Source organism: Paraburkholderia sp. SUR17, from assembly GCF_029536165.1.
Classification (GTDB): Bacteria; Pseudomonadota; Gammaproteobacteria; order Burkholderiales; family Burkholderiaceae; genus Paraburkholderia; species Paraburkholderia kururiensis.
The window spans coordinates 529,629-552,809 of the sequence record NZ_CP120508.1 but is presented as its reverse complement, the minus strand read 5'-3'; the positions used below and the strand labels follow the sequence as shown (position 1 = coordinate 552,809).

Below are 23,181 nucleotides of genomic sequence, written 5' to 3'. Positions count from 1 at the left end.
CGAGCGCCGTTTCGTCAGCGGGATTCGCGCTGAAGCGCGACGGCGTCGTGCTGGATGGATGCATCTGCTGCCGTGGCGTGGGGCGCCTGTACTGTCTGCGCAATGGCGCGCATATAGGTCTCCACCGTGAATCCGTTCACGTAGCACGCTCGGGCCGCGTTCGCGAGCCGCACGTAGTCGTCGTCCGGAAGTGCGAGTGCATGCTTGAGTACGTGCAGCAAGTTCTGCGCGTCGTTAGGTTCGAACAGAAAGCCGGTTACGCCGTGCGTCACGATCTCCGTGAGGCCGCCCGTGGCCGCCGCAATCACGGGGCGGCCACTTGCGAAGCTTTCTATGGCCACGCGCCCGAACGGCTCCGGCAACACCGACGGCACCAGCGCGTAATCGGCCCATGCGTAGTGCTCGGCCGGGTCATTCGTGAAGCCGTGTATCTCGACGCTCTGCGCGCACGCATGCGCGGTGTCGCGCAACTGCCCAAGCACCGCCTCGTATCCGGGAAACACGTCGCCGACGATGCGCAATTCGAGCGGCAAGGCACGGCCCAACGTGCGCAGCGCATCCAGCACGAATTGCTGCCCCTTCCACGGATTGATGCGTCCGATGATGGCAAGCCGCAGCGGCCGCGCACCACGCACCGGCGCAGGGGCAATGTCGCCCGCCACTTCGACGCCGTTGTGGATCACCGTGCCGGGCATACGAAACGCCGCTGCCGTCGCGTTCGAGTTGTAGATCAACGCAGCGCGCGAGAAACGCAACAACGCTCTGAACACGCGCAGCGCCACGCGCGAAGGTATTTCGCGCACGTGCACGTAGCACCCGGCGCGCCGCCCACGCAAGGCCGCAATCGCAGCGACGCACACCACGGTGTTCACATAGCAAACGTCGTAGCGTTCGAACAGGCGGCAATAGCGTCGCCACGCGCGTGCCATGTTCGCCAGCGTACCCAGCGGTCGCGCCTTGAGCTTCTTCTTGCGCAACACACCGTTCTCGTCGTACTGAATCCGGCTCGCGTATCGCGCGACGTGATCGACGATTGGCCCGGGTTCGGGCAGCACGACGTCGATGGAGGCGTCGGGGTGCTGCTCGCGCAGTGCACGCAGTGCGGAAAGAAAGCTGCGGTCGGAACCGTACAGCTCCGCGCCCTGGTGCACCATGACGATGGCTAGCGGCTTCTTCAACGAAACACCTCCGCAACGACCTGGAAGAATCGGCCGCGCGCATGGGCGCCAGCCGACACGCGCCACGCCTTCCACACCACGTAGCAGCGAATCGCGAGTTTCTCCATCAGATTGCGGTCGAAGACGTGAACCCACGATTGCCAGAGCCAGATCTGGCGCTGCAACGCTGCGTCGGGATTCGTCGTGCTGCGCAATGCGGAGTCGTGCTCGAGATGCGCGCCGGTGAGCCACGCGCGCGAGCCGAGGCGCGCAATGTCGCGGCAAAAGCGCGTATCCACGCCGTAGAGCCGCAGCCGCTCGTCGAATGGTCGCGGCCCGAGGCGCGTGAGCAGCGCGCGGCTGATGCACATGCCGCTCATCATCGCGGTGAAGTTCGCCGGCAAAAGCGCGCGGTCTCGTACCCGCGCGAGCGCAGACCCCTTGATCCACTTGAGGCAACCCGGGCTGATCGTCGTATCGCCGTGCCGGATGCGCGGCGTGAAGACTTCGGCGTTGCCCGTGTCGATGCTCGCCGTCAGCTCGCGAAAGAACGCGGCATCGACGCTCGAATCCTGATCGAAGATGACGACGTACGGGCGATTCGACTGCCGGACCAGCATGTTGTAGACCTTCGCGAGTGACTCGTTTTCCGGCGACGACCAATAGCGCCACGGAAAAGGCAGGAAGCCCGGATCGGGCGGCGCCGGTTGCTCGCGCGCGTTGTCCCAGATATGGACTTCGATGTCGATGCCCAGCTTCGCGAAGTCGATCCGGCTGAGTGTGGCGAGTGTTTCGGATGCCTCAGGATCGCGCCGATACACTACGACGATGAGATCAAGCGCATGCATGGGCTTCTGCTCCCTGCCTGCTGCCGACCACGCGCGCGGGAATGCCTGCCACGATCGAGTAGGGCGGCACGTCGCGCGTCACCACCGCGCCCGCGGCAACCACGCAGCCCTGGCCGATCGTGACGCCGCCCAGCACGGTCACGCGTGCGCCGAACCAGCAGTCCTCGCCGATGGCGATCGGCTTGCGCGTCGTGCCCTGGTCGCGAATGGGCCGCGTCAGGTCCGCGAAATTGTGGTTTTCCGGGTGGGCGCTGAAGTATTGCCCGATGATCGTGTTGCGACCGATGGTGACGCCGCCCGAGCCGCCCACACTCGAAAACTCGCCGATGCCGCAACCTTCGCCAATCACGATGTGAGCGCCGGGCCGCTGCAGATCGGTGCCCACCACAAGCCGCGTATAAGCGCCGATATTCGCGCGTGCACCGATGCGCAATCCGTCGCGCCCCAGTCCGCTCAGAATGGCGCCGTCGCCGATGACCGCGTACCGCCCGATCTCGACCTTGCGTGCGAATCGCAATCTGACGCGTCGGCCGACGAAGCACGGTACAGGCCGGCGCGACCGTAACGAAAGCGCCGTGCCGCGCATCAGATTCGCGCACTGCTCCGCGAGAAAGAGAAGCACGTCCAGCGTGCCCAGATCGGGCGCGAGCGCCTTGCCTGGACGAATGCGCCGCAACGCCTGATTGACCAACGCACTCAACATGCCAGTACCCGCAATGGCTCGCCGCTGCCGAGCCGTTCAATGAATACGCAGGTTCAAGGCGACAACGAACACGGTTTGTGTGCCCGCCATTGCGCAGCTTCCTGCATCGATTGCGGCACATCATAAGCACGCGCTTCACTAGCCATATAGGGCTGGCCGATCGCGCCACGATGTTGGCGGATAGCGTCACGCAGCGAGTCGTTGCGCGACGACGCGGGGTCGAGTGACGGCGACGTTGGCGAGAAACCGCCGAGGTATGGTTTCAATCGGCCAGGTCGCGCTCTCGCCAGCGGAAAAAATTTACGATGCGCGATGAATGTCCCGGCAAGACGCCACGTTGCGCGACGATCATCGATCGGCGGCCATCGCGTGGTGGCGAGCGCGTCGTCCACTCTGCGTCACCTTTCGGTTCCAGTCATGTCGGAAATCTATCCGTTCAAGCGCACAACGCGATTCCTGCACGAGCCCAACAGACGCGTTGCGCTGCCGGCCGCAACAGAACAGCTTTCCCACGACGACGCTATGGTGCTCGCCGAAATCGAAGACTGCTGCGCCGCGCTGTTCGACCGCTGGTGCGAGACCCGGCATGTGGTGCCGCTCGCTTACCTCATGCACGTATGGCCGCTTCCCGCGACATCCGTAGACCTCGCCCGTAGAGTGGCAATCGTTTTGCGCGAGTTGCAGCGGCTTCATACGGAATCGCTCGGTCCTGTCGAGCATCAGTTGATTCGCCGTGCGCTAGGCGCGGTGGAACGCGCGTTTCCGTCGTAAAGGCGGACGTGCGAAGACGTTGCGCCAGGCATCCCGTGGTATCGGAAATCGGGATCAGACGTCCTTGAACGCTGTGTCAATCTCCTCGTCTTCGCGCGCCGCCGCCTGGTTCACCGCCATCCCGCCCTCCGCCGCGCTCCATTGCCGGACCCATTCCGGCAAGAGTGGCGACGGCTGCGTGATACCGGCCAGCTCCATCAGCTCCGCGGTGGATACGGTCCCGCCGCTGCGCTTGAGAAAGCGCGCACGCACGACGCCGAGCGCAACCTGTGCGCCGTCGCGCACGAAACCTTGTTCGAGGAAGATGTTTTTCTCGTCCCAGCCGATCACACGCGTCGCCACTTCGTAGCGTTCGCCCAGTTCGAGCGAGCGATGAAAGCGCAGCGTTTCGAGCGTGACCACCGGATACCAGCCGCGTGCGTTGAGCCGCTTGAAAAGCCCGCTGCGGATCATCAGGTCCACGCGCGCGAGGTCCAGAATCGCGAAGTAACGGCTGTTCGTCATGTGACGCAGCACATCGAGGTCGTTGAGCCACACGCGAAACGGCGTGACGCAGGTATCCAGCACGTTCAGTGGGCCCCGACGTGCCGAGAACAACAAGGTTGTGAGAAGACGTAGCAGCAGACTCATCGCAATGGCCGATTCGATCGGTAACAAGGAAAGCACGCACCGGACGATGCGCGAGAGTCTGCATGGTAGTCGGCCTGCGCGCGCGAAACGCGCTCAGGCGGCGGGATAGACCTAGAGCACCTCCTCTCGCCCGAGCACGGCGAGGCGGCACCCTGCGTGCGCGGCCTCGGCCCCCAATAGCCGAATTTCCGCTACGGATTCGAGGGCACAGCGCGAGCGCGATTCAAGCCGCCGCCCGCTGCGCATCGTGCGCGAGCACAGCGCCCTCGGCGACGAGCGCATCGATACGCTCGTTATCGAATCCATATTCGCGCAGCACTGCACGCGTATGTTCGCCATAGAGCGGCGCGGGCCGCGAGCGCGGCATCGGCTCGTGTTCCGGCGTGGCGCCATCCACCTCGTCCCCTACCGAAAAGTGGATCGGCAAACCGATGCCACGCGTGCGCCCCGCGAGCGGATGGTCGGACTCCACCACCATTGCGCGCGCAAGCGTCTGCTCATGCGTGGCGACCTGCGGCACGTCGAGCACCGGTCCGCACGGCAAGCCGATAGCGTCGAATACGACGAGCCATTCGTCCGTGGTCTTCTGCGCGAGCCGCACGCCCAGCACCTCCACGAGCGCCGTGCGATTGGCCATGCGCGCCGCGTTGGTGCTGAAGCGCGCGTCGCTTGCCAGTTCCGGCATGCCGAGCACGTTCACCAGACGCTCGTAATTGCTCTGGTTCGCGGCGCCCACGTTGATCCAGCCATCCAGCGTACGAAACGCCTGATACGGCGCGCTGGTGGGGTTGGCCGAGCCCATCTTGGGCAGCACGGTGCCGTCGGCGAAGTAGTTGGCGAAGGCCCAGTACATCTGTTGCAGGCCTGCTTCGAAGAGCGACGTATCCACCATCTGGCCGCGGCCCGTGCGCTGCTTCTCGGCATACGCGGCGCAGATGCCGAGCGCGGCGAGAATGCCCGCGTTGATGTCGGTAACGGGCGAGCCTGCCTTGATCGGCGCCTGCCCCGGCTCGCCCGTCATGCTCATGAGGCCGCTCATGCCCTGCGCGATGAGGTCGAAGCCGGCCTTGTCGGCCAGCGGCCCGCTGCGTCCGTAGCCCGAGATCGCGCAGTAGATGAGCCCGGGGTTCATCGCCTTGAGCACGTCGTAGCCCATGCCGAGCTTCTCCATGGTGCCCTTGCGATAGTTCTCGGTCACCACGTCCGCGCTCGCCAGCAGCCGTTGCAGCACCTCGCGCCCGCCCGCCGTTTTCAGGTTCAGCGCGATGCCGCGCTTGTTGCGGTTGACGATCATGAACGACGCCGACTCACCGTGCGCCATGATGGGCGCGAAGCGGCGCGAGTCGTCGCCGCCCGGCACCTTCTCCACCTTGATGACGTCCGCACCCATGTCGGCGAGCATCATGCCGCACACGGGGCCCGACATGATGTGCGCGAGTTCGATCACGCGCATGCCGGCCAGCGGGCCTGCTCTCTGTGCCATCTCGTGTCCCCTCGTTTGCCACGTTTGCGGCATCTACCTCGTTTGCCTCATTTGCCTCATTTGCCTTCGAATGCCGGCTTCGTCTTCGCGAGAAACGCCTGGTAGCCGATGCGGAAGTCTTCGGTGCCGAAGCACGCGAAGCCTTCGTCGCGCTCGGCGGCAGTGAGCGGCGCCGGGTTCATCACGCGCCGCACGAACTGCTTGTGCCAGCGCGCGACGAGCGGCGCGCCTTCGGCGATGCGCGTGGCGCACGCCCAGGCTTCGCCAGTGACTTCGGTATCCGCAACCACGCGCGTGACGAGTCCTTTTTGCAGGGCCTCCTGCGCGCCGAAAATGCGCCCTTCGAGCAGAATTTCGAGCGCCACGGCCGGGCCCGCCAGCTTCACGAGCCCCGCGAGTTCGGCGTGCGCCATCACGAGCCCGAGGTTCTTGATGGGCACACCGAAGCGGCTCGACTCGCCGCAGATGCGCAGGTCGCACATCGACGCAATCTCGAGCCCGCCGCCCACGCAGATGCCGTGAATCATCGCGACGAGCGGATGGCGGCAGCGCTCGAACGCGTCGAGCGTGCGATGCATCAGCGCGCCGTACTCGCGCGCCTGCTCCACGTTTGCGCGGTCCGTAGCGAATTCGCCGATGTCGTTGCCCGGCGAAAACGCCTTCTCGCCCGCGCCGCGCAGCACGATGCAGCGCAGGCTGTCTTCGGCGGACAACGCGTCGATGGTTTCGCCCAGCTCGCGCCACAGCGTCTTCGTCATCGCGTTCAACTTGTGCGGCCGGTTGATCGTGACGGTCGCGATGAAACCGTCACGCTGGACCACAATGCCTGCTTCGTTCATGGCGTCTCCCTATGCCGCTATGCCACCAGGCTGCCGGCAATCAGACGAGCCCGGCTGCCGGCTTGATCGCTTCGTCGGCCTGCTCTTCGAGCCGGCGGTCCGGCCGCATGGCGATGGAGAGCACGATGCCCGCTGCCATCAACGCCATCGACGCGATGAACGGCAGGTTCCAGTTGCCCGTTACGTCGATCATCCAGCCGCCCACCACGGGGCTGATGATCGCGGCGAGCGCCGAGCCCGTGTTCATCACGCCGCTCGCGGTGCCGGCGTGCTTCGGGGCGATGTCCATCGGCACGGCCCACATCGGTCCGATGGTCATTTCGTTGAAGAAAAAGCCGAGGCTCAGGCACACCGCCGCGAGCGTGATCGACATGTTCGGCACCAGCATGATGGGCATGAGCGAGAGCAGCGTCGCGAACATGCAGATGGCCACCATCGCGCTGCGCGCAAGACGCGGGCGACCGGTGCGCTTGAGAATCTTGTCGGTCACTTCACCGCCCAGCCAGTCGCCCAGCACGCCCGCGAAAAACACGCCCGACGCGAAGAGCGCCGACTTGCTCAATTGCAGGTGATAGTTGTGCAGGAAGTACTGCGGAATCCAGCCGAGGAAGAGCCACAGCACCCAGCCGTAGCAGAAGTACACGAGGGTGACGGGCGCCATGCGACCCACCAGCGCGCGCCATGGCACGGGCTTGCGTTCCTTGAAGCCGCTGTAGGCGGGCAGGCGGTCGCTTTCGGCGTGGCTGATGCGCGGATGCTCGCGCGGGTCGTCGCGGAAATACCAGATCCACACGAGCGCCCACAGGAAGCTGATGATGCCCGTCACCACGAACGAGCCGCGCCACGACGTCGTGAGCATGAGCCACGTGATGAGCGGCGGCGCCACCGCGTTGCCGATGCGCGAAGCCGCATGCGTGATGCCTTGCGCGAAGCCGCGCCGCTCCGGGGTGGTCCAGTTCGACATGGCGCGCGTGGCCGTGGGGAACGTGGCGCCTTCGCCCAGGCCCAGCAGCAGCCGCGCGATCACGAGCGACACGAAACCGCCCGCGAGCCCCGTCAGCACGGTGGCGCCGGCCCAGATGATGGCGCACACGGCGAGCGTGCGGCGCGGCCCGAAGCGGTCGCCCAGCCACCCGCCGATGATCTGGAACACGAGATACGGATACGCGAACGCGGAAAAGACAAAACCGACCTGCGTATGGGTAAGACCCAGCTCGGCGCCGAACTGGCTCGCTGCCGTGCTCACGTTGACGCGGTCAACGTAGGTGATGAGGTACATCGCGCACAACAGCAGCAGAACGCGCGTCGTGACTCGACGGAACATCGCTGTCTCCTTGTCTCCGGTGCCGGCGGCGCTGTAGCGCTGCATCGAGGTAGCGCGCCGTGCGTGGTCAGGTGTGGTTGGAATGACTGCCCGTTTTGCTACATCAATGCCTCCTCGAGAATGTGGGCCACGTGGCGCGCCTTCGCGCCGGCCCCATCGGCAATCTGGTGGCGGCAGCTCGTACCGTCCGCCACGATCACGGTGCCCGGCTCCGCTGCGCGAACAGCGGGCAGCAGCGAGAGTTCGGCCATCGCCATCGACACCTCGTAATGCTCGGCCTCGTAACCGAAGCTGCCGGCCATGCCGCAGCACGACGATTCGATTACGGCCACGTCGATGCCGGGAATCCAGCCGAGCACCGTGCGCGAAGGCGCAAACGCCCCGAACGCCTTCTGGTGGCAATGGCCGTGCAGCAGCGCGCGCTTCATGCCGTGAGGCGCCTTCAGCGGCAACTGCATGCGGCCGGCCTCGCGCTCGCGCACGAGAAATTCTTCGAACAGCAGCGCGGACTGCGCGAGCCGCTGTGCCACGTCGCCGAAACCATACGCGAGGAACTCGTCACGCAGTGTGAAAAGACACGACGGTTCCAGCCCGACGATGGGCACGCCGCGCTCGACGAACGGCCGCAGCGCATCCAGCGTGCGGCGCGCTTCGACCTTCGCTTCGTCCACGAGTCCCGCGGCAAGGAACGTGCGGCCGCAGCACAACGGGCGCTCGCTGCGCGCCGCGGCACCCTGGGCCGCGAACGGATCGACGTGCACGGTGTAGCCGGCCGCTTCGAGCACGCGCCGCGCCGCGCGCGCGTTCTCGGGCTCCATGTGGTTGTTGAAGGTATCGACGAAGAGCAGGACTTCGCGCGTGGCTGTCGTGCCAGCGCCGGCAGTGGTCTCCTGCCCGCGACGCTCGCCTCGCACGCTCGCAAGGAAGCTCTTCGTGAAACGCGGCAGGCTGCGCTCGGGCGCAATGCCGAAGCGTGCCAGCAGCGCGCGCGCCGCCGGCGAACGCGTGACGAACGCCGTCACCGGCGCAAACCCGCCGGCGAGCGCCGCATAGCGCGGCAGAAACGCGACGAGCCGATCGCGCCAGCGCATGGGGTGCCGCGCATACCAGGCCGCGCGCGCTTCGATCTTCACCTTCGCCATATCGACGCCCGTCGGGCAGTCGCGCTTGCAGCCCTTGCAGGAGACGCAGAGATCGAGCGCCTCGCGCACCTCGGCGCTTGCTAGACCGGCCTCCCCTACCTGCCCGCTCAACGCCAGCCGCAACGTATTCGCGCGACCGCGCGTGACGTGCTGCTCGTCGCGCGTCACGCGATAGCTCGGGCACATCGTGCCCGCGTCGAACTTGCGGCAGTGGCCGTTGTTGTTGCACATCTCCACGGCCTTCGCGAGTCCGTGCGTGCGGTCGCCGCCACTGCCCGGCGTGCCTTCGGCGCCCGTGAGGGGGTCGCGCGTCACGTTCCACGCCGACCAGTCGAGCTTCGGTTCGAACGGTGTTTCTGCGTAGCCCGGTGCAAAGCGGAAGTGACGCGCGTCGTCCATCTTCGGCGGCGCGACGATGCGGTCCGGGCTGAACAGGTTGTCGGGATCGAACAGCGCTTTGACTTCGCCGAACGCGCGCGTCAGTTGCGGTCCGTACTGCCACGAGATCCATTCGCCGCGGCACAGGCCGTCACCGTGCTCGCCCGAATAGGCACCCTTGTACTCGCGCACAAGCGCGGCCGCTTCTTCGGCAATGGCGCGCATCTTCGCGGCGCCGTCGCGGCGCATGTCGAGAATGGGCCGTACGTGCAGAGTGCCCACGCTCGCGTGCGCGTACCACGTGCCTTCCGTGCCGTGCCGGTGGAACACGTCGGTCAGGCGACTCGTGTATTCGGCGAGATGGTCGAGCGGCACCGCGCAGTCTTCGATGAAAGATACCGGTTTGCCGTCGCCCTTCATGCTCATCATGATGTTGAGCCCGGCCTTACGGACGTCCCAGAGCGCTTTCTGCGGGCCCGTGTCCGTCATGCGCACGACCGAGCCCGGCAGGCCGAGGTCGCCCATCAGCGCGACAAGATCTTCCAGCCGGCGTAGCAACGGCGCCTGCTCGCTGCCCGCGAATTCGACCAGCAACACCGCTTGCGGACGCCCCACGAGCGCTGCTTCGATCACAGGCCGGAACGCCGGATTGCCGAGCGAGAGATCGATCATGGTGCGATCGACCAGCTCCACCGCCGAGGGACCGAGCCGCACGATGTGCTGGGTGAGGTCCATCGCCTGGTAAAAGGTGGGAAAGCTCACGACACCGAGCACCTTGTGCGCGGGCAGCGGCGCGAGCTTCAGCGTGAGTTCGCGGCTGAACGCGAGCGTGCCTTCCGAGCCCACCAGCACGTGCGCGAGATTCGGTTCGCCGTCCGCGCTGTAGGGCATCGGGTTCTGGCAGTCGAACACGTCGAGGTTGTAGCCCGACACGCGGCGCAGCACCTTGGGCACGCGCGCCACGATCTCGTCGCGCTCGCGTGAAGCGATGTTGCGCAGACCGTCCACGATGGCGCGCACGCGAGAGGCCGCCGCTTCCATCTGCGCAAGCGGGCCGAAGCGCGCGAGCGTGCCGTCGGCGAGCACGGCATCGATGGCGGCCACGTTGTGGACCATGTTGCCGTACTGGATGGAACGCGAGCCGCACGAGTTGTTGCCGGCCATGCCGCCTAGCGTGCATTGCGCGCCCGTGGAGACGTCCACGGGAAACCAGAGCCCGTGAGGCTTCAACCACGCGTTCAGATGATCGAGCACCATGCCGGGCTCGACCGTCACCGTCAGCGCTTCAGCATCGAAGTGCTTCACGCGGTTGAGCCATTTCGACGTATCGATCACGAGCGCTTCGCCCACGGTCTGACCGCACTGGCTCGTCCCTGCACCGCGCGCGAGCACGGGCACATGGTTCTCGCGGGCAATCTGCAATGCTGTGAGCAGGTCGTCCTCGTCGCGCGGCACCGCTACGCCGACGGGCGTGATCTGGTAGATCGAGGCGTCCGTGGCATAGCGGCCGCGCGAGGCGCGGTCGAACAGCACGTCGCCGCGCAGCGCGTTGCCCAACTGGACCGCGAGCGGCGTGGGCGCCATCGCACCGCCTGCCGTGCCGCCAGGGTGCGACGGCATGAGCCGCACCGGCCGCACGAGCGTTGCGCTGCGCGGCGCCGATGTCATCGGGCGGCTCCGTCGAACTGCACCTGCACGGGCGGCAGCCCTTCGATCTCGCCCACGGCCACGCCCGGCTCGCGCGCGGTCCACATGCCGATGAAGCTGCCGGTGGTGATGACCGCGCCCGCTGCGAGTGCGATGCCGCGGCCGGTGCTGTGATTCACGACCCAGGTCAAGAGCCGCCGCGGATCGCCCGCCGGGTTCGCCGGCTCAGAACCGAACACGCTCGCGCCGTTATAGGTGAAGCGCAGCGACGGCGCGGCGAACGGGAAGTCGTCGCGATACGGCACGGGCGCGCCCGCAATCAGCGCGCCGTGATTGAGCAGATCGGCAAGCTGCCACAGGCGGTCCACGTCGGGCCACGCGGCGAAGCGGCTCGTCACCACTTCGATGGTCGCGCACATCGATTCGATGGACGACATCACGTCTTGCGCGGCATAGGGCGTGCTGCTCGCTTCAAACGTGCGGCCAAGGCGAAACGCGATCTCGAGTTCGAGCGCGAACGGCGCGTGCGCGTCGAAGTGCAAACGCGCGGGGCTCGCGTAAAGCAACGCATCGGGCAACGGCGCGCCTTGCGCGGGTGCGTCCGGCGACTTCGCGCCCACCTTCCAGCCGCCGATGCCGTACTTCAGGCGGCGCAGCGTCTCGTGCTGGGTGTCGAAGGCGTCCTCGGCGGTGGCGGGCGCGAGTTCGTCGGGCACGCGCACGATGGGCGAGTGATCGGCGCGCGCATCGGCAAGCCACTGGGCGCGGGCGGCGGTACGGGCGGGGCTGCTGCCGGCCGCAGCGAAGTCGAGGGTTTCGGGACGATTCATCGCGCGGCCCTCACGCGGCTACGCGCAGTGCGCGCGCCGGCGCGTGCGTGCCGAGATATTCCATGGCCGCCTGCACGCCGCTGCCCGCGAGCTTCACGCCGCCCAGCTTCAGCCCCATCTCGCAGCCGGCGAGCGTGGCCATCAGCGTGAGGTCGTTGCAGTCGCCCAGGTGGCCGATGCGGAACATGCGCCCCTTCACCTTGCCGAGCCCCGTGCCCAACGACATGTCGAAGCGCTCGTAGATCAGCTTGCGCACGGCGTCGGCATCTACGCCCTCGGGCATCACGACGCCCGTGAGCACCGGCGAGTAGACAGCCGGGTCGGCACATTGAATTTCGAGGCCCCACGCGCGCACCGCCTGGCGGCACGCTTCGGCGAGGCGCTGGTGACGTGCGAAGACGTTGTCGAGCCCTTCGCTGAAGATCATGTCGAGCGCTTCGGCAAGGCCGTAGAGCAGGTTCGTGTTCGGCGTGTAGGGCCAGTAGCCGGTGCGATTCATCTCGATGATCTCGGTCCAGCCCCAGAACGCGCGCGGCAGCTTCGCGTGGCGGCTCGCTTCCAGCGCCTTTTGCGACACCGCGTTGAAGCTGATGCCGGGCGGCAGCATCAAGCCCTTCTGCGAACCGGACACGGTCACGTCCACGCCCCATTCGTCATGGCGATAGTCGGCGGAGGCGAGGCCCGAGATCGTGTCGACCATCAGCAGCGCGGGGTGGCCCGCCGCGTCGATGGCGCGGCGCACCGCGGCGATGTCCGAGGTCACGCCCGTCGAGGTCTCGTTGTGCACCACGCACACGGCCTTGATGGCGTGCTGCGTGTCTTCGCGCAACCGCGCTTCGATCATGGGCGCCTGCACGCCGCGCCGCCAGCCTTCCACGCCGGGCAGCCCGAGAAACTCGGGCTTCAGACCGAGGCTCTCGGCCATCTTCTTCCAGAGCGTGGCGAAGTGGCCGGTCTCGTACATCAGCACCGTGTCGCCGGGGCTCAGCGTGTTGCACAGCGCGGCCTCCCAGGCGCCGGTGCCCGAGGCCGGATAGATCACGACGGGCAGCGCGGTCTGAAACACCTTCTTGATGCCGGACAGCACCCGCAGGCCCAGCGCGCCGAATTCGGGGCCGCGATGGTCGATGGTGGGATAGCTCATCGCGCGCAGAATCCGGTCGGGCACGGGGCTGGGCCCTGGAATCTGCAGGAAGTGACGGCCGGCGGGATGAAAGTCCAGTTCAAGCATTGCGTGTCCTTTTTGAATTTTGCATGCAAAATACTTTAGAGCACGAATAGGTCTCTGGGAAGGCGCAATGTGCATCACAGCGGCCAGGACAAACCCTTAGCCTCGCAGAGGCCGCGTCACGCCTTGTCTGGCACTAGAATCCGAACATCCGGTCCGCGTTGGTAAAATACCGCTCGCGTCTGGCCAGGCCGCCGGCTGACGCGATTCGATGACGGGAAATTGCATGCGAAATACAGATATCGCCGACGACGCCTCTTTCACGCCCACCTTGCCGCGCGTCGAGCGGCTGCGTCTGCACGACACGGTGGTGGAGCACTTGCGCAACTTCATCGTGGAGGGGCGACTCGCGCCCGGCGTGAAGCTCAACGAACGCGAACTCTGCGAAATGCTGGGCATCTCGCGCACGCCGCTGCGCGAGGCACTGAAGGTGCTGGCAGCGGAAGGGCTGATCGATATTTCGCCGAATCGCGGCGCGTCGGTGTCGCGCATGTCGGCCGCCGAGATTCGCGAGATGTTCGAACTGATGAGCGGGCTCGAAGCGTTCTCGGGCGAACTGGCCTGCGAGCGCATCACGCCTGCGGAACTCGCGCAGATCAAGGCGCTGCACTACGAAATGCTGGCCTGCCACGCGCAGAACGACCTGCCCGGCTACTACAGCCGCAACATGCAGATTCACGACCGCATCAACGAGGCCGCGCGCAATTCGGCGTTGAGACAGACGTGGCTTTCGATCAACCGGCGTTTGCAGGCGCTGCGGTTTCGCTCGAACTTCTCGGCGTCGAAGTGGGACCACGCCGTGCACGACCACGAAGAGATGATCAAGGCGCTCGAATCACGCGATGGCAAGCGGCTCGCCACGATCCTGCGCCAGCATCTGCTCGACAAGCGCGACGCGGTGCTGCTCCAGGACGCGCAGCAGCAGGCGGTCAGTGGGGCGTAAGGGGGTGCCGCAAGGGGGTGCGTAAGGGCAGCCGAGGTTGACGAGAAAGTCCGCAGGGAATGAAAAAAGCCCGTGTGCCTCGAAAGAGCACACGGGCTTTTCACTGCCTGCGTCTGATTGCGTCTGTTGACCGATGCGGCGCGCAAGCAACCGCGCTAACGCCGCCTCCGGTCAGGCTCAGCCAGCTCAACCAGCCTCAGTCAGCCTTCACGCCTTCCACCTGGATCTGCAGCGTGGTGGCCATCTTGAAGCCATAGGCCTGGCCGTAGTTCACGCCGAAGTCGGCACGGTCGAACTGGGCGGTAGCGTCTGCACCGCACACTTCGCGCTTGAGCATCGGGTTCGTGAAGCACTTGAACGAATCGATCTTCAGGTTCAGCGGCTTGGTCACGCCATGCAGCGTGAAGGTGCCGATCACTTCCACGGGCTTGTCGCCGTCGAAGCGGATGGACGTGCCCTTGTAGACGGCCGTCGGGTACTTCTCGACGTCGAGCATTTCGGCCGAGCGCACGTGCTTGTCGAGCGCGCCGTTGCCGGTGTCGATGGACGATGCGTCGATGGTCACGTCCACGGTACCGGTCTTCGCTGCGCGGTCCAGCACCACCGTGCCGCTCGACTTCGTGAACTTGCCGCGCCACACCGAAACGCCGCCGAAGTGGTCGGTTTCGAAGCTCGGGTACGTGTGGGTCGGATCGAGGTTGTAGGTGGTCGCGAACGCGGGTGCGGAGAGAACGGCGGCGAGTGCGGCGATGAGCGAAAGGCGGGTCTTCATGTGTTCACTTCCTGGTTTGCGGAAAACGGTTGAGACAAAAGATCGAGCGCGTCACTTGCCCGCGCTGACGATGTGAAACTTGATCTGCACGTCGTCGGCCACGACGGAGGTGTCTTTCCATTCGCCGTCGCCAATGCCGTAGGCCAAGCGCTTGATGGGCAGCGTGCCGTCGAACACTTCGTTCGCGCCGTCCTTGCGGAATTGCACGGGCACCACGACGTCGGTGGTCTTGCCCTTGATGGTGAGCTTGCCGGCCACGCTGTAGGCGCCATTGGCCGCCGGCTTGATCTGCGTGGAAACGAAGGTAGCGTGGGGCCAGGCAGCGGCGTCGAACCATTCCTTGCCCGCCACTTCCTTGTTGTATTCGGGCGAGCCGAGGTCGAAGCTCGCCACGTCGATGTCGATCTTCGCGCTGCCCGCGGCGGCGTTCGCCGGGTCGAAGCGGATCGCCGCGTTGATGCGGTTGAACTTGCCTTCCACGGGCACGTTCATCTGCTTGAAGACGGCGCTGACGCTGGTCTTCGAGGCATCGGTAGCGGCGAGCGCGGGAAGCGAAAGCGCGGCGGCGCCCGCCACGAAGGCGGCGGATGCGGCGAGCGCGCAAAGCGAAACGAGACGTCGGTTCATATCGGGTGAGTGCGATGAATGTTGTGTGGTGAGCGATGAGCGGTGAAGCGAAGGGATCGCGGTGTTGCGATCAACGACCCGATGCGCCGCCCCGCCCGCCGAACGGCAGCATGCGAGCCACGATGCGCTGCCTGTCGAGCAGTTCGTGTTTGACCACGGCAAGCAGATGCCCCACGACGACGGCGGCCAGCGCGTAATCGAGCGCGATATGCACGGTCTTCAGCACGACCTTGAGCGCGTCGTCGGGGCCGATCAGCGTGGGCAGCGGCAGCACGCCCAGATAAACCACCTGAATGCCGGCCGCCGAGCTATAGAGATAGCCGCTCACCGGCACCGCGAACATCAGCACGTAGAGCGCGGCGTGGCCCGCGTGAGCGGCCAGCTTCTCCCAGCCGTGCATCGCGTCGGGCAGCGCGGGGGGACGGTGCGTGGCACGCCAGACAACGCGCGCGAGGGCGAGCACGAGCACCGTGACGCCGATCCACTTGTGCCACGAGAAATAGCGCAGCTTGGTGGGCGTGATGCCCGGGATGTCGGTCATGATCCAGCCGAGCGCGAAGCCCCAGACGATCAGCGCGGCCACGCTCCAGTGGAGCAGCATGGCCACGGCGCTGTAACGGCTCGCGGGCGCGACGGACGAAGTGGCTTCGGAAAGCGGACGGGAACGGGAAGTGGACAAGGCAATCGGCACGCAATGAAAACAGGTTCGCGGACTGTACCGAACGCCTCCTATTCAAACAACCGGCTAAACTAGATCATTCATATCCAATTTTTCGATACATCGCGTGAACCGCCCTACCCAACCGCAAGACCGCAGCCCGAGCCTCGATCAACTGCGCACGCTCATCGCCGTCAGCGAGACCGGCAGTTTCTCCGCCGCGGCCGAGCGGCTCGGGCGCGCGCAGTCGGTCGTGAGCTACGCCATTGCGAGCCTCGAAACGCAGCTGGGCGTCGCGCTCTTCGAGCGCGGCAAGCGGCGTCCGCAACTCACCGCCGCCGGCCGCGCGATTCTCGCCGACGCCCGGCGCCTCGACCTGCTCGCCGGCCAGCTGAGCGCCAAGGCGGCCGGCCTGCAACGCGGGCTGGAGAGCGAAGTGTCGCTGGCGGTGGACGTGATGTTCCCCTCCGAGCGGCTTGTCGAAGCGCTCCAGGCGTTCGCGCGCGAGTTTCCCACTGTCGCGCTGAACCTCACGATGGAGGCGCTCGGCGGCGTGCTCAAGCTCGTGCTGGACGGCGAATGCCTCGTGGGTATCAGCGGGCCCAACCAGAACTGGCCGCACGTGATAGAAGCCGAAACGATCTGGTCTGTGGAACTGGTGCACGTAGCGGCGCCCGACCATCCGCTCGCGCGCCTCGCGCAGCCCATTCGCGTTTCCGAAGCGCGCGAGCATACCCAGCTCGTGCTGACCGACCGCAGCCGCCTCACCGAAGGCCAAAGCTTCGGCGTCTACGGCACGCGCACCTGGAAGCTGGGCGACCTGGGCGCGAAGCATCGTCTGTTGCTGGCGGGGCTGGGCTGGGGGTCGATGCCGCGCCACCTCGTGCAAGCGGACCTCGATGCGGGGCGGCTCGTGCGCGTCGAACTGGCGGACCGGCGCGGGGTGAACTACAACGTGTCGCTGATCCATCGCACCGATACGGCGACGGGCCCCGCTACGCGGTGGCTCTGCAACCACCTCTGCGAAGGCGCGCCCGCCGACATGCCGCTGCCGGGCGCGCGGTAGTCTCATGCGGGCATCGTGGGCATGGCAGGACTAGACGGTGTTGCCGGCGCCAGCCGGCACGCGATGGTCGCCGGATCTTGCAACTCACGTCTACGTGGAAGCAGCCGGCGCCTGCGCTCCGTTCACCGACGACACGCATTCGTCCACGCTCAGTTCGTGCAGCGTGTCGGCCGGCATCACGTCGTCGGCTGCGCGCTGCAACGCGCGCAGCGCTCTCGGCTTCAGCCGCACCAGTACCAGCTTCAGATTGCGCGAGCGGCATTCCGCCGCGAAGATGCGCAGCGCCTCGATGGCGGACCCATCGACGTCAGGCGTTTCTTCCAGGCTCATCATCACCGTCTGCACCGTCCCCGCCTCGCGCAGCAGCGCGCGCACCTGGCCCAGCACGCGTTCCGTATTGGCGAAGAAGAGCGGCACCTCGGGGCGCACGATCAGCAGGCCCGGTATGGGTTGCGCGTCGGGGTGGGCCGAGATGTCGACGAAATCGTGCGTGCCGCGCAGCCGGCCCAGCACGCTCACGTTGGGCTCGGAAAGATTGCGCAGCGTAAGCAGCAGGCTCACGCCGATCGCAGCCAGCAACCCGTGCAGCACGCCGAGCACGAGCACCGCGGCCAGCGCCGCGATCACCACGAGCCGGTCGCGATGCCAGGTCCAATACGGCTTGAACACCGAAGGATGCAGCGAATGGCTCACCGCGAAGATCACGATGGCGGCCAGCACCGGCTCCGGCGTGCGCGCGAGTTCGGGCAGCAGCACGAGCACGATGATCCCCACGACCACGGCGGCGCACACGCCCGCGAGCCGGCTTTGCGCGCCTGCCGCCTCGTTGGCCGAGGTGGCCGAATAGCCCGCGCCCACGGGCATGCCATGCAGCAGCCCCGACACCAGGTTGGCGCAGCCGAGCGCCACGAGGTCGCGATTGGCCGACACCGTATCGCCGTGCTTGAGCGCGAAGTTGCGAATGGAGCCATACGACTCGGCATAGAGAATCAGCATCAGGGCGAAGCCGAGTTCCGCCGATTGCATCCATTGCGAACGCCCGAGCACGGGCAGGCCGAACGAAATGTTCTGCAGATCGATCTCGCCCACCGACGCAATGCCGTAGCGATGCCAGTCGAGCCCATAGCTCGCGGCAACGCTGAGCACGATCACGACCACCGACGCCGGCAGCCGCGTGCGTCGCCCAAGGCCGAACAGAATCGCGAGCGCCACGGCGCCCACGGCCACGCTGTACAGGTTCCAGTGCGAGGCCTGCTGGAAGAACTCGACGAGGATGCGCGGGGCATCGCTGTGCTTGACGGGCACCGCGGCGATCTTCGGCAGTTCCTTGATGAGAATGGTCAGCGCGAGGCCGAACGTGAAGCCGCGCAGCACGGGCCGCGCAATGAAGTCCGACATGCCGCCCAGACGCGCCGCGCCCGCCAGCATGAAGAGCACGCCCGTGGTGGCCACCAGCGCTGCGGCAAGCGAAAGCTGCGCAACCGCGTTGGACGCAGGCTCGGAGAGCACCGTCGCAGCCAGCACGGCCGCTGAAGACGACGTCGCCGAGACAATCGCAAAGCGGCTTGTCCCGACAAGCGCGTAGATCACGAGCCCCGCGAGCAGCGCGATGAGGCCCGCCTGCGGCGGCAGGTTCGCGATACCCGCGTAGGCAACCGCTTCGGGCAACAGCAGCCCGGCGATGGAAAGACCCGCGAGCACGTCGCGCCGCACGCCCTGGGGCCGCGGCAGCGGCGGTTCTTCGAGCGCGGAAAACTGCTCGGGATGCTGGAGGTCGGCGGGAGAGCGTTGCGGCGAAATGAACATGACAGGTCCGGAATCAGGCAATCGTCGCTTTCAATGCCGGCGCTCTAGCGGTCGCTCTTGACGGTCGCTTTTTTAACGTCCGCCGCCCGGCTTGCGCGCCGAGCCAGCCGACGCATTGCGGCTCATGAGCTTCCACAGCGCGCCGAGCGCGACGGGCACCACCGCCGCGCCCACGCCCACCAGCACGATCACGTTCAGGTACTGGCGAATGAACGGAATGTTGCCGAAGAAGTAGCCGAGCAGCACGAGCAGCAGCACCCAGAACAGCGCGCCCGTGAAGTTGAACAGCTGGAAGCGCTTCATCGACATGCCCGACACGCCCGCCACGAAGGGCGCAAACGTGCGCACCACGGGAATGAAGCGCGCGAGCACGATGGTCTTGCCGCCGTGGCGGTCGTAGAAGTCGTGGGTCTTCTGCAGCGCGGCGCGGTCCAGGAAGCGTTCCAGCACCGGTATGTGCGTACTGAACACCTTCGGGCCGATGGCACGCCCCACCAGATAGTTCACCGTGTTGCCCGTCACGGCCGCCACGAGCAGAAGCACGATCAGCGCAGCCAGATCCATCTCGTGCGCAGCGGCGAAAGCCCCGCCGATGAACAGCAGCGAGTCGCCCGGCAGGAACGGCAGCACGACGAGGCCCGTTTCGCAGAACACGATCAGAAACAGCACCGCGTAGACCCAGGCGCCGTATTGCTGGATGAAAACTCCGAGGAACTTGTCGATGTGCAAGACAAGATTGACGAACTGCAGCAGCGTATCCAAAGGCGTCCCTTATTGAGCGGATGGAGGAGTGAAGCGCGGCGCGCGGCATGATCGGGCCCTGAACCCTGCATTGTCGGCCCTGGCTTGGCTGCTGGCGAGGGTGGGCATGGCGAGCCGGCGCGCTGACGGCGCCATGATACCAGGCCGTGGCACCCCACCAATGTGCGAAGTCGCGCTTGGGGGGCGAAAGAGGGCAAAAGGGGCGCAAATGAGTGGCAAGAAGGCGACTTCGCTGCGCGCCAGACGCCGGGCGGGCGGAGTCCCGCCGTTGCGTGCCGTGCCTGGCCGGGCGGCTGTGCGATGGGAAGACATGCCCGGGCAAAAGTGTGCGGGGGCGAAGCTGTGCCGGGTGAGGGTGGCGAAGTCGAGCCGCATTGAACCGAGCCCCACCGCGTCGAGCCGAGCCGAACCGAGTCGAGCCGAACCGAGTCGAGCCGCACGGCGCCGAGCCGCCCAGCCCCGCACCCTCGCAGCACAAGTCCGCCCAAGGCTGCGCTTATATAATGGCCCGCATGTCCCAGTCCCAAAATCTCGACTCCGCCGCCAGCGCGGCCACCCCAGCGGCCACAGACGGCGAAAGCACGCGCGTAGCCAGCGCAGCGCCCCGTCCCGCGCAGCTGCCGCGCGCCATCCAGCCGCTGCCCGACCAGCTCATCAGCCAGATCGCCGCCGGTGAAGTGGTGGAGCGGCCGGCGTCGGTCGTCAAGGAACTCGTCGAAAACGCGCTGGATGCAGGCGCCTCCACGCTGCGCATCCTGCTCGACGAAGGTGGAGTCAAACGCATCTCCATTACCGACGACGGCTGCGGCATTCCCGAAGCCGAACTGCCGCTCGCGTTGATGCGCCACGCCACGAGCAAGATCCGCTCGCTCGCCGAACTCGAAGCCGTTGCGACGCTCGGGTTTCGGGGCGAGGCGCTGGCGTCCATTGCGTCGGTGGCGCAGATGTACATCACGAGCCGCACCGACGAGGCGCCGCACGCCATCCGCATCGACGCGCAGACCGGCGTGCTCGCGCCCGCTGCCGGCACGCGCGGCACCACCATCGAAGTGCGCGAGCTGTACTTCAACACGCCCGCGCGCCGCAAATTCCTGAAGAGCGAGCAGACGGAGCTGGGCCACTGCCTGGAGATGATCCGGCGCGCGGCGCTCGCACGGCCCGACGTGGCGATTTCGGTGCTCCACAACGGCCGCGCCGTCGAACACTGGAACGCGAGCGAGCCGCCCGCGCGCGTCGCGAAGATTCTCGGCGAGACGTTCGCCACGGCGCATCTGCCGCTCGACGAATCGGCCGGGCCGCTCGCGGTGTACGGCTGCGCGGGTCTGCCCACGGCAAGCCGCGGCCGCGCGGACCAGCAGTATTTCTTCGTGAACGGCCGCTTCGTGCGCGACAAGCTGCTCACGCACGCCGTGCGCTCCGCCTACGAAGACGTGCTGCACGGCGACCGTTACCCGTCGTACGTGCTGTTCCTCGACCTGCCGCCCGAAGCGGTGGACGTGAACGTGCACCCCTCGAAGATCGAAGTGCGCTTTCGCGACTCGCGATCCATTCACCAGTTCGTGTTCCATGCCGTGCAGCGTGCGCTTGCGCGGCATGCGGGGGCGTCGCCGGAAACGACGGCGGGCGGACATGCGGCCGACCTCGGCGTGCTCGGTGCACCGGCATCGTTCGGCTCCACGCCGTTGGGGTCGCCGGCAGCTTCTTTCGGTGGCACGCCTGGCAACGGATTCGGCACAGGCGCCGCCGCACGCGGACAGTCTTCCGGCACGACCTGGCTGCGCGACAGCCGCATGACGCAGGGCTCGTTGCCGGTCGCCCAGCCGCTCGCGCTCTACGACGCGCTGTTCGGCCGCAAAGACGTGGGCGCCGGCACCGACGCGGGCAGCACCGTACTCGAAGCACGCGACGCGCCCACTGAAAACGACACCGGCACCTACGGCGCATTCGGCACCTACGCAGGCAACGCCGCGACGTTTTCCGCCTCGGACGAACAGCCGCTCGGTTTCGCGCTGGGCCAGATCCACGGCATCTACGTGCTCGCGCAGAATACGCGCGGCCTCGTGATCGTCGACATGCACGCCGCGCACGAGCGCATTCTCTACGAGCAGTTCAAGCACGCGCTCGCCGAACGCGCCGTGGCCGTGCAGCCGCTGCTGATTCCGCTTTCCGTGCACGCGGACGCCGTGGAAATCGGCACTGCGGAAGAAGAGCGCGCCACGCTGGATGCGCTCGGCTTCGACATCGCTGTGCTCTCGCCCACCACGCTGGCCATCCGCGCCGTGCCCGCGCTGCTCAAAGACGCGGACCTGCAAGCGCTCGCGCGCGCCGTGCTCGCCGACCTGCACGCTTACGGCGGCTCGCGCGTGCTTACGGAACGCCAGCACGAACTGCTCGGCACGCTGGCGTGCCATCACGCCGTGCGCGCGAACCGGCGCCTCACGCTCGACGAGATGAACGCGCTGCTGCGCCAGATGGAAGCCACCGAACGCGCCGACCAGTGCAACCACGGGCGGCCCACGTGGTATCAGCTCACGCTCGCCGACCTCGACCGCCTCTTCATGCGCGGTCAATGAGCGTGCAGCCTGAAGCCGTCACCCAGGTGGCGTGCCTGCTCGGCCCCACCGCCTCCGGCAAGACCGCGGCGGCACTCGCCTTCGCGGCGCGCGCCGCGGCGAGCGGGCGCACGGTGGAAATCGTCAGCGTGGATTCGGCGCTGGTCTATCGCGGCATGGACATCGGCACCGCGAAGCCCACCTCCGAAGAGCGCGCAGCGGTGGCGCATCACCTGATCGATATCGTCGACCCCGCCGACGCCTACTCCGCCGCCGATTTTCGCGCCGACGCGCTACGCGTCATTGCCGAGATCGTTGCGCGCGGCCACGTACCGCTGCTGGTGGGCGGCACGATGCTCTACTACCGCGCCCTCACGCACGGCCTCAACGACCTGCCCGCCGCGGACCCCACGATTCGCGCCGCGCTCGACGCCGACGCCGCACGCGAAGGCTGGCCCGCGCTGCACGCGCGGCTCGCCACGGTGGACCCGGCCACGGCCGCGCGCCTCGCGCCCAACGACTCGCAGCGCATCCAGCGCGCACTCGAAGTCTTCATGCTGACCGGGCAGCCGATGTCCGTGCTGCTCTCAGCGCCCACGCAAGCGAACGAAGACGACCCCGCGCGCGCGTTTCGCTTCGTGCCCATCGCGTTGGAACCCTCAGACCGCGCCGTACTGCACGCGCGCATCGCAGCGCGTTTCGACGCGATGCTGGCCGCGGGCTTCATCGACGAAGTGAAAGCGCTGCGCGGGCGCGGCGACCTGCATCCGGGTCTGCCTTCGATGCGCTGCGTGGGCTACCGCCAGGCCTGGGAATATCTGGACGGCAGCATCGATTACGCGACCATGCGCGACAAAGGCATCTTCGCCACGCGGCAACTCTGCAAACGCCAGCTTACGTGGCTGCGCTCCATGCCCGAACGCATCGTGATCGACTGCTGCGCGAGCGATGCGACGGAACGCGCGGTACTCGCAATCGAGCAGGCATTAAGCAATTCATAACGAGCAGCCCATAA

Annotated in this window: 21 protein-coding genes; 5 read left to right on the top strand and 16 right to left on the bottom strand. The window is 66.7% G+C overall.

The annotated features are described in order from the left end of the window. Window positions 1–14: 14 nt before the first annotated feature. Genes P2869_RS02500 through P2869_RS02485 form a run of 4 tightly spaced genes read right to left on the bottom strand, consistent with a single transcriptional unit; the run spans window position 15 to window position 3,100 of the window. A complete protein-coding gene (locus tag P2869_RS02500; RefSeq protein ID WP_277597372.1) occupies window positions 15–1,178 on the bottom strand; it encodes a glycosyltransferase in 1,164 nt (387 codons plus the stop codon). Then, window positions 1,175–2,005: a glycosyltransferase gene (locus tag P2869_RS02495; RefSeq protein WP_277597371.1), complete on the bottom strand. Its 831-nt coding sequence runs from the start codon at window positions 2,003–2,005 to the stop codon at window positions 1,175–1,177. The genes P2869_RS02500 and P2869_RS02495 overlap by 4 nt, the downstream gene beginning before the upstream one ends. Next, window positions 1,992–2,708 (bottom strand): acyltransferase, encoded by a 717-nt coding sequence (locus P2869_RS02490; protein WP_126876792.1) that lies wholly within the window; start codon window positions 2,706–2,708, stop codon window positions 1,992–1,994. Before P2869_RS02490 ends, P2869_RS02495 begins: the two co-directional genes overlap by 14 nt. A 53-nt stretch (window positions 2,709–2,761) precedes the next feature. Next, window positions 2,762–3,100: a hypothetical protein gene (locus P2869_RS02485; RefSeq protein WP_277597370.1), complete on the bottom strand. Its 339-nt coding sequence runs from the start codon at window positions 3,098–3,100 to the stop codon at window positions 2,762–2,764. A gap of 25 nt (window positions 3,101–3,125) precedes the next feature. Here P2869_RS02485 and P2869_RS02480 point away from each other — a divergent pair, with 25 nt between their 5' ends. Next, window positions 3,126–3,479, top strand: a complete 354-nt coding sequence (locus tag P2869_RS02480; RefSeq protein ID WP_277597369.1) for a hypothetical protein — start codon at window positions 3,126–3,128, stop codon at window positions 3,477–3,479. 54 nt (window positions 3,480–3,533) lie between these two features. Here P2869_RS02480 and P2869_RS02475 read toward each other — a convergent pair whose 3' ends face one another. The 7 genes from P2869_RS02475 to P2869_RS02445 form a co-directional block, all read right to left on the bottom strand. Then, window positions 3,534–4,046: a thioesterase family protein gene (locus P2869_RS02475; RefSeq protein WP_277597368.1), complete on the bottom strand. Its 513-nt coding sequence runs from the start codon at window positions 4,044–4,046 to the stop codon at window positions 3,534–3,536. Between the two features lie 286 nt (window positions 4,047–4,332). Beyond that, on the bottom strand, window positions 4,333–5,592 hold the full coding sequence (locus P2869_RS02470) for a CoA transferase (protein ID WP_277597367.1): 1,260 nt from the start codon (window positions 5,590–5,592) through the stop codon (window positions 4,333–4,335). 56 nt (window positions 5,593–5,648) lie between these two features. Beyond that, window positions 5,649–6,431, bottom strand: coding sequence for an enoyl-CoA hydratase-related protein (locus P2869_RS02465; RefSeq protein WP_277597366.1), 783 nt, complete (start codon window positions 6,429–6,431; stop codon window positions 5,649–5,651). Between the two features lie 40 nt (window positions 6,432–6,471). After that, a complete protein-coding gene (locus tag P2869_RS02460) occupies window positions 6,472–7,755 on the bottom strand; it encodes an MFS transporter (RefSeq protein WP_277597365.1) in 1,284 nt (427 codons plus the stop codon). A 98-nt stretch (window positions 7,756–7,853) separates the two neighbouring features. Next, a complete protein-coding gene (locus P2869_RS02455) occupies window positions 7,854–10,943 on the bottom strand; it encodes an FAD-binding and (Fe-S)-binding domain-containing protein (RefSeq protein ID WP_277597364.1) in 3,090 nt (1,029 codons plus the stop codon). Then, window positions 10,940–11,752: a fumarylacetoacetate hydrolase family protein gene (locus P2869_RS02450; RefSeq protein WP_277597363.1), complete on the bottom strand. Its 813-nt coding sequence runs from the start codon at window positions 11,750–11,752 to the stop codon at window positions 10,940–10,942. Before P2869_RS02450 ends, P2869_RS02455 begins: the two co-directional genes overlap by 4 nt. A gap of 10 nt (window positions 11,753–11,762) precedes the next feature. Further along, window positions 11,763–12,983 (bottom strand): aminotransferase class V-fold PLP-dependent enzyme, encoded by a 1,221-nt coding sequence (locus P2869_RS02445; RefSeq protein ID WP_277597362.1) that lies wholly within the window; start codon window positions 12,981–12,983, stop codon window positions 11,763–11,765. Between the two features lie 223 nt (window positions 12,984–13,206). Here P2869_RS02445 and P2869_RS02440 point away from each other — a divergent pair, with 223 nt between their 5' ends. Beyond that, window positions 13,207–13,923, top strand: coding sequence for a GntR family transcriptional regulator (locus P2869_RS02440; RefSeq protein ID WP_017772867.1), 717 nt, complete (start codon window positions 13,207–13,209; stop codon window positions 13,921–13,923). 196 nt (window positions 13,924–14,119) lie between these two features. Here the strand turns inward: P2869_RS02440 and P2869_RS02435 are convergent, their stop codons facing one another. From P2869_RS02435 to P2869_RS02425, 3 genes are all read right to left on the bottom strand, one after another. Further along, the gene (locus tag P2869_RS02435) at window positions 14,120–14,695 is read right to left on the bottom strand and encodes a YceI family protein (RefSeq protein ID WP_199541645.1); all 576 of its coding nucleotides are present in this window, start codon (window positions 14,693–14,695) and stop codon (window positions 14,120–14,122) included. A 51-nt stretch (window positions 14,696–14,746) separates the two neighbouring features. Then, the gene (locus tag P2869_RS02430; protein ID WP_017772865.1) at window positions 14,747–15,322 is read right to left on the bottom strand and encodes a YceI family protein; all 576 of its coding nucleotides are present in this window, start codon (window positions 15,320–15,322) and stop codon (window positions 14,747–14,749) included. Window positions 15,323–15,392: 70 nt separating this feature from the next. Then, on the bottom strand, window positions 15,393–15,929 hold the full coding sequence (locus P2869_RS02425) for a cytochrome b (protein ID WP_277598036.1): 537 nt from the start codon (window positions 15,927–15,929) through the stop codon (window positions 15,393–15,395). A gap of 178 nt (window positions 15,930–16,107) precedes the next feature. On the opposite strand from P2869_RS02425, the gene P2869_RS02420 reads away from it, so the two are divergent. Then, entirely contained in the window at window positions 16,108–17,046 is a 939-nt protein-coding gene (locus P2869_RS02420) for a LysR family transcriptional regulator (RefSeq protein WP_277597361.1), read from the top strand. A 90-nt stretch (window positions 17,047–17,136) separates the two neighbouring features. Here the strand turns inward: P2869_RS02420 and P2869_RS02415 are convergent, their stop codons facing one another. Both P2869_RS02415 and P2869_RS02410 read right to left on the bottom strand, forming a co-directional pair. Beyond that, window positions 17,137–18,852, bottom strand: a complete 1,716-nt coding sequence (locus P2869_RS02415) for a SulP family inorganic anion transporter (RefSeq protein ID WP_277597360.1) — start codon at window positions 18,850–18,852, stop codon at window positions 17,137–17,139. Between the two features lie 72 nt (window positions 18,853–18,924). Then, window positions 18,925–19,614 carry a VTT domain-containing protein gene (locus tag P2869_RS02410; RefSeq protein ID WP_017772861.1) on the bottom strand — a complete coding sequence of 230 codons (690 nt, stop codon included), beginning with the start codon at window positions 19,612–19,614 and terminating at the stop codon, window positions 18,925–18,927. Between the two features lie 503 nt (window positions 19,615–20,117). Here P2869_RS02410 and mutL point away from each other — a divergent pair. Both mutL and miaA read left to right on the top strand, forming a co-directional pair. After that, the gene (mutL, locus tag P2869_RS02405; protein ID WP_277597359.1) at window positions 20,118–22,187 is read left to right on the top strand and encodes a DNA mismatch repair endonuclease MutL; all 2,070 of its coding nucleotides are present in this window, start codon (window positions 20,118–20,120) and stop codon (window positions 22,185–22,187) included. Continuing rightward, on the top strand, window positions 22,184–23,167 hold the full coding sequence (gene miaA, locus P2869_RS02400; RefSeq protein ID WP_277597358.1) for a tRNA (adenosine(37)-N6)-dimethylallyltransferase MiaA: 984 nt from the start codon (window positions 22,184–22,186) through the stop codon (window positions 23,165–23,167). Before mutL ends, miaA begins: the two co-directional genes overlap by 4 nt. Window positions 23,168–23,181: the final 14 nt, after the last annotated feature.

Bases quoted from the DNA above. Each gene is read 5' to 3' on its own strand.
- P2869_RS02495 (WP_277597371.1), bottom strand. From the start codon at position 2,005: ATGCATGCGCTTGATCTCATCGTCGTAGTGTATCGGCGCGATCCTGAG.
- P2869_RS02490 (WP_126876792.1), bottom strand. From the start codon at position 2,708: ATGTTGAGTGCGTTGGTCAATCAGGCGTTGCGGCGCATTCGTCCAGGC.
- P2869_RS02480 (WP_277597369.1), top strand. From the start codon at position 3,126: ATGTCGGAAATCTATCCGTTCAAGCGCACAACGCGATTCCTGCACGAG.
- P2869_RS02470 (WP_277597367.1), bottom strand. From the start codon at position 5,592: ATGGCACAGAGAGCAGGCCCGCTGGCCGGCATGCGCGTGATCGAACTC.
- P2869_RS02465 (WP_277597366.1), bottom strand. From the start codon at position 6,431: ATGAACGAAGCAGGCATTGTGGTCCAGCGTGACGGTTTCATCGCGACC.
- P2869_RS02460 (WP_277597365.1), bottom strand. From the start codon at position 7,755: ATGTTCCGTCGAGTCACGACGCGCGTTCTGCTGCTGTTGTGCGCGATG.
- P2869_RS02455 (WP_277597364.1), bottom strand. From the start codon at position 10,943: ATGACATCGGCGCCGCGCAGCGCAACGCTCGTGCGGCCGGTGCGGCTC.
- P2869_RS02450 (WP_277597363.1), bottom strand. From the start codon at position 11,752: ATGAATCGTCCCGAAACCCTCGACTTCGCTGCGGCCGGCAGCAGCCCC.
- P2869_RS02445 (WP_277597362.1), bottom strand. From the start codon at position 12,983: ATGCTTGAACTGGACTTTCATCCCGCCGGCCGTCACTTCCTGCAGATT.
- P2869_RS02440 (WP_017772867.1), top strand. From the start codon at position 13,207: ATGCGAAATACAGATATCGCCGACGACGCCTCTTTCACGCCCACCTTG.
- P2869_RS02435 (WP_199541645.1), bottom strand. From the start codon at position 14,695: ATGAAGACCCGCCTTTCGCTCATCGCCGCACTCGCCGCCGTTCTCTCC.
- P2869_RS02430 (WP_017772865.1), bottom strand. From the start codon at position 15,322: ATGAACCGACGTCTCGTTTCGCTTTGCGCGCTCGCCGCATCCGCCGCC.
- P2869_RS02415 (WP_277597360.1), bottom strand. From the start codon at position 18,852: ATGTTCATTTCGCCGCAACGCTCTCCCGCCGACCTCCAGCATCCCGAG.
- mutL (WP_277597359.1), top strand. From the start codon at position 20,118: ATGGCCCGCATGTCCCAGTCCCAAAATCTCGACTCCGCCGCCAGCGCG.
- miaA (WP_277597358.1), top strand. From the start codon at position 22,184: ATGAGCGTGCAGCCTGAAGCCGTCACCCAGGTGGCGTGCCTGCTCGGC.